The organism is Thioalkalivibrio sp. XN279, assembly GCF_011089885.1.
Lineage (GTDB): Bacteria > Pseudomonadota > Gammaproteobacteria > Steroidobacterales > XN24 > XN24.
Map to the genome: position 1 here is coordinate 47990 of NZ_JAANBD010000029.1, position 14913 is coordinate 62902.

At 68.7% G+C, this 14913-nt stretch carries 12 protein-coding genes; 6 read left to right on the top strand and 6 right to left on the bottom strand.

The annotated features are described in order from the left end of the window. Nucleotides 1-43 precede the first annotated feature (43 nt). Nucleotides 44-676: a glutathione S-transferase family protein gene (locus tag G8346_RS13055; protein WP_166052036.1), complete on the top strand. Its 633-nt coding sequence runs from the start codon at nt 44-46 to the stop codon at nt 674-676. Between the two features lie 36 nt (nt 677-712). Here the strand turns inward: G8346_RS13055 and G8346_RS13060 are convergent, their stop codons facing one another. From G8346_RS13060 to hppD, 5 genes are all read right to left on the bottom strand, one after another. After that, a complete protein-coding gene (locus G8346_RS13060) occupies nt 713-1189 on the bottom strand; it encodes a hypothetical protein (protein ID WP_166052038.1) in 477 nt (158 codons plus the stop codon). A 70-nt stretch (nt 1190-1259) separates the two neighbouring features. After that, complete coding sequence (gene maiA, locus G8346_RS13065) at nt 1260-1937, bottom strand: maleylacetoacetate isomerase (RefSeq protein WP_166052040.1); 678 nt, start codon at nt 1935-1937, stop codon at nt 1260-1262. Then, on the bottom strand, nt 1918-2901 hold the full coding sequence (locus tag G8346_RS13070; protein ID WP_166052042.1) for a fumarylacetoacetate hydrolase family protein: 984 nt from the start codon (nt 2899-2901) through the stop codon (nt 1918-1920). Before G8346_RS13070 ends, maiA begins: the two co-directional genes overlap by 20 nt. Next, nucleotides 2898-4028 (bottom strand): homogentisate 1,2-dioxygenase, encoded by a 1131-nt coding sequence (locus G8346_RS13075; RefSeq protein WP_166052044.1) that lies wholly within the window; start codon nt 4026-4028, stop codon nt 2898-2900. The genes G8346_RS13070 and G8346_RS13075 overlap by 4 nt, the downstream gene beginning before the upstream one ends. Before the next feature lie 12 nt (nt 4029-4040). Beyond that, nucleotides 4041-5099: a 4-hydroxyphenylpyruvate dioxygenase gene (hppD, locus tag G8346_RS13080; RefSeq protein WP_166052046.1), complete on the bottom strand. Its 1059-nt coding sequence runs from the start codon at nt 5097-5099 to the stop codon at nt 4041-4043. Between the two features lie 95 nt (nt 5100-5194). On the opposite strand from hppD, the gene G8346_RS13085 reads away from it, so the two are divergent. Continuing rightward, nucleotides 5195-5656, top strand: coding sequence for a MarR family winged helix-turn-helix transcriptional regulator (locus tag G8346_RS13085; RefSeq protein WP_166052048.1), 462 nt, complete (start codon nt 5195-5197; stop codon nt 5654-5656). Between the two features lie 87 nt (nt 5657-5743). Here the strand turns inward: G8346_RS13085 and kynA are convergent, their stop codons facing one another. Continuing rightward, nucleotides 5744-6583 (bottom strand): tryptophan 2,3-dioxygenase, encoded by an 840-nt coding sequence (kynA, locus tag G8346_RS13090; RefSeq protein ID WP_166052050.1) that lies wholly within the window; start codon nt 6581-6583, stop codon nt 5744-5746. Nucleotides 6584-6720: 137 nt separating this feature from the next. Between kynA and pdhA the strand changes: the two genes are divergently transcribed. From pdhA to G8346_RS13110, 4 genes are read left to right on the top strand one after another with little or no spacing between them, the layout of a single operon-like run. Further along, complete coding sequence (pdhA, locus tag G8346_RS13095; RefSeq protein WP_166052052.1) at nt 6721-7803, top strand: pyruvate dehydrogenase (acetyl-transferring) E1 component subunit alpha; 1083 nt, start codon at nt 6721-6723, stop codon at nt 7801-7803. Next, a complete protein-coding gene (locus G8346_RS13100) occupies nt 7803-8780 on the top strand; it encodes an alpha-ketoacid dehydrogenase subunit beta (protein ID WP_166052054.1) in 978 nt (325 codons plus the stop codon). Before pdhA ends, G8346_RS13100 begins: the two co-directional genes overlap by 1 nt. Before the next feature lie 4 nt (nt 8781-8784). Next, nucleotides 8785-10038, top strand: coding sequence for a dihydrolipoamide acetyltransferase family protein (locus G8346_RS13105; protein WP_166052056.1), 1254 nt, complete (start codon nt 8785-8787; stop codon nt 10036-10038). Between the two features lie 12 nt (nt 10039-10050). After that, complete coding sequence (locus G8346_RS13110) at nt 10051-14904, top strand: NAD-glutamate dehydrogenase (protein ID WP_166052058.1); 4854 nt, start codon at nt 10051-10053, stop codon at nt 14902-14904. Nucleotides 14905-14913: the final 9 nt, after the last annotated feature.

Here is a 14913-nt window from a genome sequence, read left to right on the forward strand (position 1 = left end):
GTTGCGCTATGCTTGGCGCGCCAAGTCCCCAAGGAGCCAGGCCGTGAAGCTTTACGACATGCGCGTCGCCCCCAATCCGCGCCGGGTGCGCATCTTCCTTGCCGAGAAAGGCATCGAGATCCCGACGGTGGAAATCAACATCCGCGCCGGAGAGAACCTGCAACCCGGCTTTCTCGCCGTCAATCCGCGCGGCGTGCTGCCCGCGCTGGAACTCGACGACGGCACCGTGATCGACGAGTCGACCGCCATCTGCCGCTACTTCGAGGCGCTGCAACCCGAGCCGCCGCTGCTCGGCACCACGCCGCTGGAGATCGCCCTGGTGGAGTGCTGGAACAGGCGCATCGAGTTCGACGCCGGACAGGCCGTGATCGACGCCTTCAGGAACAGCTATCCGCCGTATGCCGACCGGGCCGTGCCCGGGCGCAGCGGGATGCCCGCCATCCCCGCCCTGGTGGAGCGGGGGCGCGTGCGCCTGGCCGAGTTCTTCCCGGTCATCGAACAGCGGCTGCGCGAGTCGGAGTTCGTCGCCGGCCCGAAGTTCTCCCTCGCCGACATCACCCTGCTGTGCATCACGGACTTCGCCCGCGCGCTGAAGATGACGGTACCGGAAGACGACGTGCCGAATTTCCTGCGCTGGCACGCCACGGTCTCGGCGCGGCCGAGCGCGACCGCCTAGCGCGACGTAGCGCGGGCGCGACGCCGGCGTCGCGCCTCAGTCCTTGCTGGCCAGGCGCCGCTCCAGCTCGGCGACCTTCTCCTTGAGCTCATAGACGCTGCGCGCCAGCGCATCCAGCGTCTGCGGCACGAAGCTGCCGGCGGGCGCGCCGCGGAACAGCTGCTCCATGGACTTGACGAACTCCCGGTCCTCGAGCGCGGCCTCGCCTACCTTGGACAGCGAGAAACGCGGGTGCTCGACCGGGGCCAGCACCTCGATGGCGACCCAGCGCGCGGCAGTGCGCCGATCCTCATCCGCCAGCGCGGGATGCTGCCACCAGGAGATCTCCGTGACCTGCTCCGGGTGTGCGGTCATCTGGCGCAGCGCCTCGCTCGGCGCCGTGAAGGCGAACAGGTGCTCCTCGGCCAGCTGGCGCAGGTTGGCGGCCGAGCCGACGGTGAGCGCCTGCTGGTGTTCGTAGAGCGCGTAGACGCCCGGTCCATCCGGGAACTTGTTCAGGCTGAAACGGCTCATGGTGTCTTCCCTTTCTGCTACACCCCAATTCTAGTCCGTCCGGTGCGGGCGGTATCGGGGCTTGCCGCAGTCAGGGGGCGGGTGCGGCGTCCGGCTGGCGCTCCGGCACCGCGGCCTGGAACGCGTCCAGCTCACCGCAGGCCGCCTCGATGCGCAGCAGCGTCGGGCAGGCATCCAATGGGCACTCGTAGCGCCGCGCGTTATAGAGCTGCGGCACCAGGCAGCAGTCGGCCAGCCCGGGGGCGTCGCCGTGGCAGAAACGACCGGTCTCGGCGTCGCGCGCCAGGCGGGTCTCCAGGGCTTCGAGCCCCACCCTGACCCAATGGCGGTACCACGCCTGCCGCTGCGCCTCCCCGGCACCCATGTGTGCGTCGAGATATTGCAGCACGCGCAGGTTGTTGAGGGGGTGCAGGTCGCCTGCCACCAGCTGGGCCAGGCTGCGCACGCGCGCCCGACCGGCGGCGTCGGCTGGCAGGAGCGCGGGTGCGGGGCGGGTCTCCTCGAGATACTCGATGATCGCCAGCGACTGGCTCAGGAGCTGGCCGTCGATCGCCAGCGCCGGCACCAGGCCCTGCGGGTTCAGGCGCAGGTAGTCGGGACGCCGCTGCTCACCGCCGTCGCGCAGCAGGTGCACGGCCCTGGAGGTCCACGCCATGGCCTTCAGGTTGAGCGCGATCCGGACGCGCCACGCGGCGGTGCTGCGCCAGTAGCCGTAGAGCGTGGCCGGTTCAGCGCCGGTAGGGCTCATAGGCATGCTCGATGGCGCCGAAAATCGAATGCCCCGCACGGTCGAACATCTCCACCCGCACGCGCGCCCCGAAAGACAGGAACGGCGTCGTCGGCTTGCCGTCGCGGATGATTTCCAGCATGCGCTTCTCCGCCATGCAGGAGGCCCCCAGGGATTCGTCCTGGTTCGCCACCGTGCCGGAGCCGATGATGGTGCCCGCGGCCAGCGGCCGGGTCTTCGCCGCATGGGCGATGAGCTCGAAGAAGGAAAACTGCATGTCCACACCGGCCTCGGGCGCGCCGAAGCGCTCGCCGTCGAGCGTGGTCACCAGCGGCAGGTGCACCTTGCCGTCGCGCCAGGCGTCGCCCAGCTCGTCGGGCGTGACCATGACCGGCGACAGCGCCGAGCGCGGCTTGCTGTGCAGGAAGCCGAAGCCCTTGGCCAGCTCGGCCGGGATCAGGTTGCGCAGCGAGACGTCGTTCACCAGGCAGACCAGCTGCACGTAGTCGCCCGCCTCCTCGGCGCCCACGCCCATGGGGACGTCCGAGGTGACCACGCAGACCTCGGACTCGAAGTCGATGCCGTAGTCCTCGCTGGCCACCGGGATGGTCCCGACCGGCGGCAGGAACCCGTCGGACGCCGCCTGGTACATCAGGGGATCGGTGAGGAAGCTGGGCGGCATCTCGGCGCCGCGGGCACGCCGCACGCGCTCCACGTGCGCGAGATAGGCGCTGCCGTCGAGGAACTGGTAAGCGCGCGGCAGCGGTGCGGCCAGGTCGCCGACGGCGAGGTCGAAGGCATCCCCGGCCTCGCCCTGCTCCAGCGCCTCCGCCTGCGCGCGCAGCAGCGGGCTGCAGCGATCCCAGTCGTCCAGCGCCGCCTGCAGGGTCGGCGCCGCCGCCGCCCGCGCCGCACGCGACAGGTCGCGGCTGACGACGACCAGGGCGCCGTCGCGCCCCCCGTTCTTGAGGCTGGCGAGCTTCACGCGGCACCCCCCTTCCAGCTGTCGACGTAACCGTGCCATTCGACCCCGGCCGCGGCCTCGCCGACCTCCAGCGCATCGCGCGTATCCAGCATGACGGCGACCTCGTTGGTGCCGGGCGCCTTCTGCTCCAGCATGTTCTTTAACGCTTTCGGGTGCGGCCCGTGGGTGAAACCGCAGGGGTGCATGGTGATCATCCCGGGGTGGATGTTGTCGCGCGAGAAGAACTCGCCGGCGTGATAGAAGATCACCTCGTCGAAATCGTCGTTGTTGTGGAAGAACGGCACCTTGAGCGCGCCGGGGTCGGACTCGAACGGCCGCGGCACGAAAGTGCACACCACGAAGCGGCCGGCCAGGAAGGTCGTGTGCACCGAGGGCGGCAAGTGGTAGCGGTGCGACATCAGCGGCCGGATGGCGCGCCAGTTGATGCGCACCGGCACCAGGTCGCCTTTCCAGCCGACCGCGTCCAGCGGGCTGTAGGGATAGGTGATGACGGACACCTGGTCGCGTCGCTTCACCTCGACGCGCCACTCGCGCTCGTCCTGCTGGGCGAGAAAGCCTTCATCGATGGCCGGTGTGTCGAGCATGGCCTCGTCGAAGATGGCGTGCGGGCCCAGCATGCCCTTGTCGGGCAGCCGGAAACTGTCGTTGGTGGCCTCGATCAGCAGGGCGGACACCGGTGCCTCGATCTCCAGGCGCCACATGGTGCCGCGCGGCAGCAAGAGGTAATCGCCCTCGACCAGCTCCAGGCGCCCGTAGTCGCAGAACAGGACGGCGCTGCCCTGGTGCAGGAACAGCAGCTCGTCGCCGTCGGAGTTGCGCGCCAGCGCCGGCATGCTGCGCGCCAGGCGCCAGTGGCGGAACTTCACCGCGGCGTTGTGCAGCAGCAGCGCGGCCTGCCAGGGCGAATCCGCCGCGATGGCGAGCTTCGTGGTGTCGAAAGCGCGCGGCCGCAGCGGCCCCTCGAAGCTGCTCCACCCGGTCGGCGGGCGGCGGTGGTACATGTGCGTGGCCGGGCCGAAGAAGCCCTCCTTGCCCAGCTCGCGCTCGAACGTGCCCGGCGGCAGGTCGGCGTGCGCCTGGCGCGACGCCGTGCCCTCCACCCGCGGAAAGGAAATCCACTTCTTCATGTCGTGCCCCGGCTAGATCACGCCCCGGCGCATCTGGTCCCGCTCGATCGACTCGAACAGGGCCTGGAAGTTGCCCTCGCCGAAGCCCTCGTTGCCCTTGCGCTGGATGATCTCGAAAAAGATCGGGCCGACGCAGGTCTGGGTGAAGATCTGCAACAGCAGGCGCTTGCCGGTTTCGCGGTCGGCGTCGATCAGGATGCGGTTGCGGGACATGCGCTCCAGGTCCTCGCCATGCTCAGGCACGCGGCCGTCGACCATCTCGTAGTAGGTGTCAGGCACGTCGAGGAACTCGATACCGTCGCCGCGCAGGGCTTCGACCGAAGCGTAGATGTCGTCGGTGAACAGCGCGATGTGCTGGATGCCCTCGCCGTTGTATTCCTCGAGATACTCGGCGATCTGCGACTTGTCGTCGGTCGCCTCGTTGATGGGAATGCGGACCATGCCGTCCGGCGCCGTCATGGCGCGCGAGACCAGGCCGGTCTGGCTGCCCTTGATGTCGAAGTAGCGGATCTCGCGGAAGTTGAAGATGCGCTCGTAGAAGCCCGCCCACTTGTCCATGTTGCCCTGGTACACGTTGTGGGTGAGGTGATCGATGAAGGTCAGGCCAAAACCGGCCGGGTGCCGGTCCACGCCGTCGAAATACTCGAAGTCGGCGTCGTAGATCGAGGCGCGCTCGCCATAGCGATCGACCAGGTACAGGGCGCTGCCGCCGATGCCCTCGACCACCGGCGCGCGCACCGGCAGCGTCGCCGGCTTGTTGCTGAGCGCCGCCGCGCCATGATCGATGGCGTGGGCGCGGGCGCGCGCCGCGTCGGCCACGCGAATGGCGAAGCCGCATGCGCTCGGGCCGTGGGCGCGCGCGAAGTCCGCGGCAAAGCTGTCGGGCTCCTCGTTGACGAGGAAATTCACGTCGCCCTGGCGGTACAGCGTGACCTTGCGCTCGCGGTGGCGGCCCACCGCCGTGAAACCCATGTGACGAAAGAGGCTGTGCAACAGGGCGGCGTCGGGCGCCGCGAATTCGACGAACTCGAAACCGTCGATGCCCAGGGGGTTGTCCTGAACTTCGGTCATGTCTGTCTCCGGAGTTGAAACGGCAGGAACTTGAATAGTTACAAGTGAAACTATTATAGTCCCGAGACGCATCGCCCAACAAGCTGCATCGCACCATGACCGACAAGCCTTTCCTGCTCGACGCGTTCCTGCCTTACCGCCTGTCCGTGCTGTCGAACCGGCTCAGTGCGGCCATCGCCGAGTCCTATTCCCGGCGCTACGGCCTGTCCATACCGGAATGGCGCGTCATCGCCGTGCTGGCGCACGCGCCGGGGGCCTCCGCCGCGGAGGTGGCCGAGCGCACGGCCATGGACAAGGTGGCAGTCAGCCGCGCCGTGCGCCGGCTGCAGCAGACCGGCCGGGTGTCGCGGCGCATGGCGGCCGGCGACCGGCGGCGCAGCATGCTCGACCTGACCGCGGAAGGACGCCGCATCTACGACCGGATCACGCCCGCACTGCGCCGCTACGAGGAGCAACTCCTGGCTGTCTTGGACGTGGCCGAACGACGCACCATGGACACCCTGCTAAGCCGCCTCGAGCGCCGGGCGCGCGAGCTCGCCCCCCCGGTCATCGACTGACGGGACGGGCGGCAGCTCGTGGGTGGCCACTCGAGGGCATCAAAAAACTAACCGAGAGTGGCCACCCACGAGCTGCCGCCCAAGCCGCTACTCGATCTCCGTCCGCACGTCGATGAGCTCCGGGAACAGCCGGATGTCGATGGCCTGGCGCAGGAAGTTCACGCCCGAAGAGCCGCCGGTGCCGCGCTTGAAACCGATGATCCGCTCCACTGTCTTGAGATGACGGAAGCGCCACAGCTGGAAGTTGGTCTCGAGGTCGACCAGCTTCTCGCACATGTCGTATGCGTCCCAGTGATTGCGCGTGTCCTCGTAGATCGTCTTCAGCACCGCCACCACGCCCGGATGCGACTCGCAGGGCTCGGACCAGTCCCGCTCGACACGCTCGGGCGGCACCGGCATGCCGCGGCGCGCCAAGAGGCGCAGGAACTCGTCGTAGATCGACGGCGCCTCGAGGGCGGCGCGCAGCCGGGCGGTCGCTTCCGGGTCGTGGGCGAACACGGCCAGGTAGCTTGCCTCCTTGTTGCCGAGCAGGAACTCCAGCAGGCGGAACTGTACCGACTGGAAGCCCGAGGCCTGGCCGAATACGTGCCGGAAGCGCGCGTATTCCGCCGGCGTCAGCGTCTCCAGCACGCTCCACTGGTGATACATCTGCTGCTGCACCTGCTTCACGCGCGCCAGCACCTTGAAGCACGGCTCCAGCTGGTCGGCGCGGATCGACGCCATGGCCGCCTCGAGCTCGTGGATGATGAGCTTCATCCACAGCTCGGTGACCTGGTGCTGCACGATGAACAACATCTCGTCGTGGTGTGCGGGGTCCGACAACGGCTGCTGCGCCGACAGCACGTGATCCAGGCCGAGGTAACTCGCATAGGTCATCCGGTCCCGCAGGTCGCGGTGGATTCCGGCTTCCATTTCTCTCTTCGCCATCCGGCTCTCCTGCTGCGGCGGCGCAGCATAAAACACGCTTCCGGGCCGGGCCGGCCCACGCGGAGGGAGTGTATAATGCCGCGCTATTTACGGTCCGGCCGTCCGGCCCGCGACCAGAATATCAGGAGGATCACCTGGTGAAGACCATCGCCGAATTTCGGATCCCGTACCGCCAGGTGCTGGATCCCGCAGGCGCGCTTGTGGCCGAGCTGCCTGAATTCGCCAAGGACCCCGAGGAACTGTTGCGCCTCTACCGTCTCATGGTGCTGACGCGCACCTTCGACACCAAGGCCGTGAACCTGCAGCGCACCGGCAAGCTCGGGACCTACGCCTCATGCCTCGGGCACGAGGCGGCGCACGTCGGCGTCGGCGCCGCGATGCGCCCCGAGGACTGCTTCGCGCCCATGTATCGCGAGTACGGGGCCCAGTTCTGGCGCGGCGTGCGCATGGAAGACGTGCTGCTGTACTGGGGCGGGGACGAGCGCGGCAACGACTTCGCCGGTCCGCGCCATGACTTTCCCTGGTGCGTGCCGATCGGGACGCAGTACCTGCATGCCGCCGGGGCGGCGCTGGCCTACAAGCTGCGCGGCGAGCCGCGTTGCGCGGTGAGCGTGATCGGCGACGGCGGCACTTCGCAGGGCGACTTCTACGAGGCCCTGAACCTCGCGGCGGTGCGCGACCTGCCGGTGGTGTTCGTGGTGGTCAACAACAAGTGGGCCATCAGCGTGCCGCTGGCGCTGCAGACCGCGTCGCGCACGCTGGCGCAGAAGGCCGTGGCCGCCGGCATGCCCGGCATCCAGGTGGACGGCAACGACGTCATCGCCGTGCGCCAGACCATGGAAGAGGCGCTCGAGCGCGCGCGCGGCGGCGAGGGCCCGACCCTGGTGGAGGCCGTCACCTATCGCCTCTCCGACCACACCACGGCGGACGACGCCAGTCGCTACCGCGACAAGAGCGAGGTCGAGGACGCCTGGAAGACGGAGCCGATGATCCGCATCCGCAAGTACCTGGTGGACACCGGCGCCTGGAGCGAGGCGGACGAGGAGGCGCTGAAAGCCGAATGCGGCAAGCAGGTCGACGCCGCGGTCGCCAGCTACCTCGACACGGCCGTGCAACCCGTGGAGTCGATGTTCGACTCCATGTTCGCCGAACTGCCCGAGGCCATGGAGGAGCAGCGCGAGACGGCCGTCCGTTTCCTCAATTCCGGGGGGCACCACTGATGGCGCGCATCACGCTCATCGAGGCCGTGACCATGGCGCTGGCCTGGGAGATGGAGCACGACGACAGTGTCATCGTGCTCGGCGAGGATGTCGGAGTGAACGGCGGCGTGTTTCGCGCCACCGCCGGCCTGCAGCAGCGCTTCGGGCCGGACCGCGTCATGGACACGCCGCTGGCCGAGTCCATGATCGCCGGCATGTCCATCGGCATGGCGGCGCAGGGCATGAAGCCGGTGGCCGAGATCCAGTTCATGGGCTTCATCTACCCGACCGTGGACCAGATGATCAACCATGCCGGTCGCCTGCGGAACCGCACGCGCGGACGGCTGCACGTGCCGATGGTGCTGCGCGCGCCCTTCGGCGGCGGCATCCACGCGCCCGAGCACCATTCCGAAAGCACCGAGGCGCTGTTCGCCCACATGCCCGGCGTGCGCGTCGTGATCCCCTCCTCGCCGCGGCGCGCCTACGGCCTGCTGCTGGCGGCGATCCGCGACCCCGACCCGGTGGTGTTCCTGGAACCGAAGCGAATTTACCGCCTGCAGAAGCAGGAGGTCGAGGACAACGGCGAGGCGCTGCCGCTGGACACCTGCTACATCCTGCGCGAAGGTGAAGACGTCACCATCGTGACCTGGGGCGCGATGACCTTCGAGACGCTCAAGGCCGCCGAGGAGCTGGACAAGGAGGGCATCAGCGCCGAGGTCATCGATCTCGCCACCATCAGCCCCATGGACCTCGACACCATCCTCGAGTCGGTGGAAAAGACGGGCCGGCTGGTCATCGTGCACGAGGCCGCGAAGAGCTGTGGCGTCGGCGCCGAGGTCGCCGCCGGCGTGGCCGAGAAGGGCATCTGGGACCTGAAGGCGCCCATCGTGCGCGTAACCGGCTACGATACGGTCATGCCGTTGTTCCGCCTGGAATACGAGTACCTGCCCAGCGTCGCGCGCATCATCGACGGCGTGAAGAAGACCTTCGAGGACTAGTCGAATGAGCGTCAAGACCTTCAACCTCCCCGACCTCGGCGAAGGCCTGCCCGAAGCCGAGATCGTCAGCTGGCTGGTGGCCGAGGGCGACACCGTCCAGGTGGACCAGCCGATGCTGTCGGTCGAGACCGCGAAGGCCGTGGTCGAGGTGCCGGCGCCCTACACCGGCCGCATCAAGAAAATCCACGCCCCGGACGGCACCATCCTGCCGACCCACTCGCCGCTGGTGGACATCGACACCGACGCCGGAAGCGCAGCGGAAGAAACGCAGGGGGGAACGCAGGAAGAGGCGCAGGAAGCGCCCGCCGCGGCAAAAGCGCCGGCGAAAGAAGACGAAGACGCCGCCGGGCGCGAGGATTCCGGCACCGTGGTCGGCAAGATGATGAGCAGCGACGAGGTGCTGCAGGACGCCGACATTACCGGCCGCTCGCGGCGGCGCAAGGCGGGTCGCATCAAGGCCGCGCCCGCAGTGCGGGCGCTGGCGAAGCAGCTCGGCGTGGCGCTCGAGGACTGCAAGCCGACGGGACGGCACGACCGCATCGTGGCCGACGACGTGCGCACCGCGGCCGGCAGCCGGGCGAGCGAGGCCGCACGCCACACCCCGCGCCTCGCGCTGCCGCCCGGCACCCCGGAGCCGCTGCGCGGACCGCGCCGCGCCATGGCGCAGAGCATGAGCGCCTCGCGCGACCATGTCGCGCAGTGCACGCTGTTCGACGATGCCGACATCCACTACTGGGTGCCCGGCCAGGACATCACCGCCCGCCTGTTGCGAGCCATCGCGGCCGGCTGCCAGGCTGAGCCGGCGCTGAACGGCTTCTTCGACGGCGCCAGCATGAGCCGCCAGCTCGAAGAGCGCGTCGACGTGGCCATCGCCGTCGATACGCCGGAGGGCCTGATCGTGCCGGTGATCCGCGACGTCGCGCGCAAGTCGCCGCGCGAGCTGCGCGACGACCTCAACGCCATCAAGCAGGCCACGCGCGAGCGCAGCGTCAAGCCGGAGGACATGCGCGACTTCACCTTCACGCTGTCCAACTTCGGCATGATGGCCGGACGCTACGCCACGCCGGTGATCGTGCCGCCGACCATCGCCATCCTCGGGGCCGGCGGCCTGCGCCACGACGTGGTGCCGGTGCTCGGCGGCATCGAGACCCATCGACGCATTCCCCTGTCGCTCACTTTCGACCATCGCTGCACGACGGGCGGCGAGGCCTGCCGCTTCCTCGCGGCGGTCATAAAGGACCTGCAAAAGCACGACTGACGGACCTGCTGCATGCATCCACGCACTGCCGACGCACGTGAACGCTTCCTGGCCAGGGTGGCCGAGAGCGCCATGGCGTCGGCCGGCGACCGCTTCGGCATCGACCTCGAGGCCTACGTCCGCCAGTACTACCGCAACACCGCGCTCGACGACCTGAAAGACCGCACCGTCGAGGACCTCGCCGGCGCCGCGCTGTCGCACCTCGAGCTGGGACGGCGCCGCACGCCGGGCCGTCCCGGCATCCGCGTCTACAACCCCGACGCCGGCCGCGACGGCTGGCACTCGCCACACACCATCGTGCAGGTGGTGAACGACGACATGCCCTTCCTGGTCGACTCCACCAGCATGTCGCTCAACCGGCACGGGAACTACATTCACCTCACGGTGCACCCGGTGCTGCAGGTGGTACGCGACGACGCAGGCCAGGTGCTGGACGTGCCGCCGCCGGACCACGCCGGTCCCGAGGCGCGCCTCGAGTCGTTCATGCACCTGGAGATCGACCGCGTCACAGCGCCCGAGGCGCTGCAGGCACTCACCGCGGGGCTGGAACGCGCGCTGGGTGACGTGCGCGCGGCCTGCGCGGACTGGGGCACCATGCGCGCCCGGGCGCGCGAGATCTGCGCCGAGCTGGAACAAAGCCCGCCGCCGCTCGATGCCGAGGTGGTCAAGGAGAGCCGGGAGCTGCTGGAATGGATGGCGGAAGACCATTTCACTTTCCTTGGCTACCGTGAGTACGACCTGGTGCCCGGCGAGGACGAGGACGAGCTGCGCCCGGTGCCGGACACTGCACTCGGCATCCTGCGCCGCCCGCCGCCGAGCGAAGCACGTGAAAGCACGCGCCTCGCCGGCCGGGAGATCCGTCGCCAGGCCCGCTCCCGGGACCTGCTCATCATCACCAAGGCGAACTCGCGCGCCACGGTGCATCGCAACAGCTACCTCGACTACGTCGGCGTGAAGCGCTTCGACGACGCCGGGCACGTCGTCGGCGAGCGTCGCTTCCTCGGCCTGTGGACCTCCGCGGCCTACAGCCGCAACCCGCGCGAGATCCCGCTGCTGCGCGACAAGCTGCGTCGCGTGGTGGCGAATTCCGGGCTGCGCCCGGACAGCCACGGCGGCAAGGCGCTGGTGCACATCCTCGACACCTATCCGCGGGACGAGCTGTTCCAGAGCTCGCTGGAGGAGTTGATTCGCATCAGCACCGGCATCTATTCCCTGCAGGAACGCCAGCGCACCAAGCTGTTCGTGCGGCGCGACGCCTTCCGCCGTTTCTTCTCCTGCCTGGTGTTCGTGCCGCGTGACCGCTACAACACGCAGGTGCGCGAGCGCATCCAGGACATCCTGCTCGAGGCGCTCGACGGCGTCGGCATCGAGTCCTCGGTGGAAATGTCGGAGTCCAACCTCGCGCGGGTGCATTTCATCGTGCGCACGCCGCAGGGCACCGCCCCGCGCGTGCAGGTGGGTGCAATCGAGCGGCGCATCGCGGACTCGGTACGCACCTGGGCGGACCTGTTGCGCGCCGAGCTCGTCGATCGTTTCGGCGAGGAGGAAGGACTCGCCCTGCTGCAGGAGTACACCGACGCCTTTCCCGCCGCCTACCTCGAGGACGTCAGCCCGCGCGAGGCGACTTTCGACATCGAGCGACTGGAAGCGATCAAGGCCGAGCCGCGCCGGCTGCGCATGAGCCTCTACCGGCCGGAAGGCTTCGACGCGGACCAGGTGCGCTTCAAGCTGTTCCGCGCCGATGAGCCGCTGCCGCTCTCCGAAGTGCTGCCGATGCTCGAGAACATGGGGCTCAAGGTCATAAGCGAACGGCCCTACCGGGTCCGTGGGGCGACCGAAGCGGGAGACTCCGGCAGCCATTGGGTATGGGTGCAGGATTTCGAGATGCGCACCGCGGACGGCCAGGCCATCAGCCCCGGCAAGGTCAGCGAGCTGTTCCAGCAGGCCTTTGAGCAGGTCTGGCTGCAGCGGGTCGAGAACGACGGCTTCAACCGTCTCATCCTCAAGGCCGGCCTGAACTGGCGCCAGGCCATGCTTCTGCGGGCCCTGTGTCGCTACCTGTTGCAGACGGGCCTGCCCTACTCCCAGGCCTACATGGAACAGGTGCTGTCGGACCACGCGCTGGTGGCACAGATGCTGGTGGAATTCTTCGAGGGCCGCTTCAACCCCGAACTGCCCGAGAAGCGTCGGGAACGCATCGAGCTGACGGTCAACCAGGCCATCTCGCACGCACTGGACGAGGTCTCCAGCCTGGACGCGGACCGCATGCTGAACGCCTTCCGCGCGCTCATCGCCGCCACGCTGCGCAGCAACTACTTCCAGCCTGACGATCACGGGCGCCCGAAGCCTTACCTGTCGCTGAAGTTCGACCCGCGGCGGATTCCCGACCTGCCGCTGCCGCGACCCATGTTCGAGATCTTCGTCTACTCGCCGCGGGTCGAAGGCGTGCACCTGCGCGGCGGCCTGGTCGCGCGCGGCGGGCTGCGCTGGTCGGACCGGCGCGAGGACTTCCGCACCGAGATCCTCGGCCTGATGAAGGCGCAGGCGGTGAAGAACGTGCTCATCGTGCCCGTCGGCGCCAAGGGCGGCTTCGTGCCGAAGAAGCTCCCTGCCGGCGACCGCGACGCCGTCATGAAGGAAGTCGTGTACTGCTACCGTACCTTCATCAACGGACTGCTCGACCTGACGGACAACCTCCACGACGGCGTGCTGCTTCCGCCGCGCGACGTGGTGCGGCACGACGGCGACGACAGTTACCTCGTGGTCGCCGCCGACAAGGGCACGGCCACCTTCTCCGATATCGCCAATGCCGTCGCTGCCGAGCACGACTTCTGGTTGGGGGACGCCTTCGCCTCGGGCGGCTCGATGGGCTACGACCACAAGAAAATGGGCATCACCGCGCGCGGCGGCTGGGAGGCGGTGAAGCGCCACTTCCGCGAAATGGGCATCGACACCCAGGCCGACCCCTTCACCGCCGCCGGCATCGGCGACATGAGCGGCGACGTGTTCGGCAACGGCATGCTGCTGTCGCGCTCCATGCGGCTGGTCGCCGCCTTCAACCACCAGCACATCTTTCTCGACCCCGAGCCGGACGCCGGCAAGGCTTACGCCGAGCGCCAGCGCCTGTTCGAGCTGCCGCGTTCGAGCTGGAGCGACTACGACCCGGCGCTGATCTCCGCCGGGGGCGGCGTCTGGTCCCGCAGCGAGAAGCTGATCAACTTGTCGCCACAGGCCCGCGCGCTCCTCGGGCTCGAGCGCGAGGGCGTCACGCCCGACGAGCTGATCCAGGCCATCCTGCGCATGCGCGTGGACCTGCTCTGGAACGGCGGTATCGGCACCTATGTCAAGGCGAGCTCGGAAACGCATGCCGACGTCGGCGACCGCGCCAACGACGCGGTACGGATCAACGGCGCCGAGCTGCGCTGCCGCGTGGTCGGCGAGGGCGGCAACCTCGGCTGCACGCAGCTCGGCCGGGTCGAGTACGCGCTCAACGGCGGTCGCATCAACACCGACTTCATCGACAACTCCGGCGGCGTGGACTGCTCCGACCACGAGGTCAACATCAAGATCCTCATCAACGTCGCCAACCGGCACCGCGCGCTCACCCCCGCACGGCGTGAGAAGCTGCTGGTCGGCATGACCGAAGAGGTGGCCGCGCTGGTGCTGCGCAACAATTACCTGCAGACCCAGGCCATCAGCATCGCCGAATCCTCTGCCGCGGAGCGCATCAACGAGCACGCCTGGTTCATCCGCCAGCTGGAGAAACGCGCCGGGCTCAACCGCGCCCTGGAATTCCTGCCCGACGAGGAAGGCATCGAGGCGCGCCGCAAGGCCGGACGCGGCCTGACCCGCCCCGAGCTCGCCGTGGTGATGAGCTACGCCAAGATGGCGCTGTACGCGGAAATGGTGGAATCGAACGTCCCGGAGGACGAATACCTTTCCAAGGAGCTGGGACGCTATTTCCCGGCGCCGCTGCAGAAACGCTACACCAGCTACCTGCGCGAGCACCCGCTGGCACGCGCCATCATCGCCACCATGATCACCAACAGCCTGGTGAACCGCATGGGCTCGGTGTTCGCCTTCCGCATGCAGGACGAGACCGGCGCCGACGTCGCTGCAGTGGCGCGCGCCTTCACCATTGCGCGCGAGGTGTTCGAAATCCGCGCCACCTGGGAGGCCATCGAGGCGCTCGACAACCAGGTCGCAGCCTCCGTCCAGCACGCCATGCTGCGTTCGACCCAGGCGCTGCTGAAACAGGCCACGCGCTGGCTGCTGGACCGCCGCGACGAGCTGCCGGACATCGCCGCCGCCGTGGCGCGCCTCAACCCCGGCATTCGCGAGCTCGCCGAGTGCCTGCCGGAGGTGCTCCAGGGCAGTCGCCTGGAGCGCTACGAGGGCGCCATGCAGCTGTACGCCGAGACCGGCCTGCCGGCGGCCCTGGCGCGGCGGATCGCAGCGCTGGCGCCGCTGCACACGGCGCTCGACATCATCGCCCTGGCCGAGAACTGCAAGGTCGGGGTGCGCCACGCCGCGGCGGTCTATTTCCGCGTCGGCGACGCGCTGCACCTGGACTGGATCGCCGACCAGGTCGATAACCTGCACGTCGAGGGCATGTGGCAGGCCAAGGCACGCGGCAGCCTGCGCGACAACCTGTTCGGGCTGCACCGCGCGCTGTGCGCGAACATCATCCGCTGCGGCGAGTCCGGGACGGACGCAGGCGCCGCCGTGGCGGCATGGATGCGGTCCGCCGAGGAGCGCACGGCGCACTTCAGCCAGACGCTGGAAGAAATGCGTGACGCGGCGCAGCTGGATTTTGCTACCCTGTCTGTTGCACTGCAGGAAATACGTCGCCTGGCGCAGGACTGAGCCTGTGCC

What these genes read in the sequence shown, in the direction of transcription:
- G8346_RS13060 (WP_166052038.1), bottom strand. Translation starts at nt 1,189, where the DNA reads ATGAGCCGTTTCAGCCTGAACAAGTTCCCGGATGGACCGGGCGTCTAC.
- maiA (WP_166052040.1), bottom strand. Translation starts at nt 1,937, where the DNA reads ATGAGCCCTACCGGCGCTGAACCGGCCACGCTCTACGGCTACTGGCGC.
- G8346_RS13075 (WP_166052044.1), bottom strand. Translation starts at nt 4,028, where the DNA reads ATGAAGAAGTGGATTTCCTTTCCGCGGGTGGAGGGCACGGCGTCGCGC.
- hppD (WP_166052046.1), bottom strand. Translation starts at nt 5,099, where the DNA reads ATGACCGAAGTTCAGGACAACCCCCTGGGCATCGACGGTTTCGAGTTC.
- G8346_RS13085 (WP_166052048.1), top strand. Translation starts at nt 5,195, where the DNA reads ATGACCGACAAGCCTTTCCTGCTCGACGCGTTCCTGCCTTACCGCCTG.
- kynA (WP_166052050.1), bottom strand. Translation starts at nt 6,583, where the DNA reads ATGGCGAAGAGAGAAATGGAAGCCGGAATCCACCGCGACCTGCGGGAC.
- G8346_RS13100 (WP_166052054.1), top strand. Translation starts at nt 7,803, where the DNA reads ATGGCGCGCATCACGCTCATCGAGGCCGTGACCATGGCGCTGGCCTGG.
- G8346_RS13105 (WP_166052056.1), top strand. Translation starts at nt 8,785, where the DNA reads ATGAGCGTCAAGACCTTCAACCTCCCCGACCTCGGCGAAGGCCTGCCC.
- G8346_RS13110 (WP_166052058.1), top strand. Translation starts at nt 10,051, where the DNA reads ATGCATCCACGCACTGCCGACGCACGTGAACGCTTCCTGGCCAGGGTG.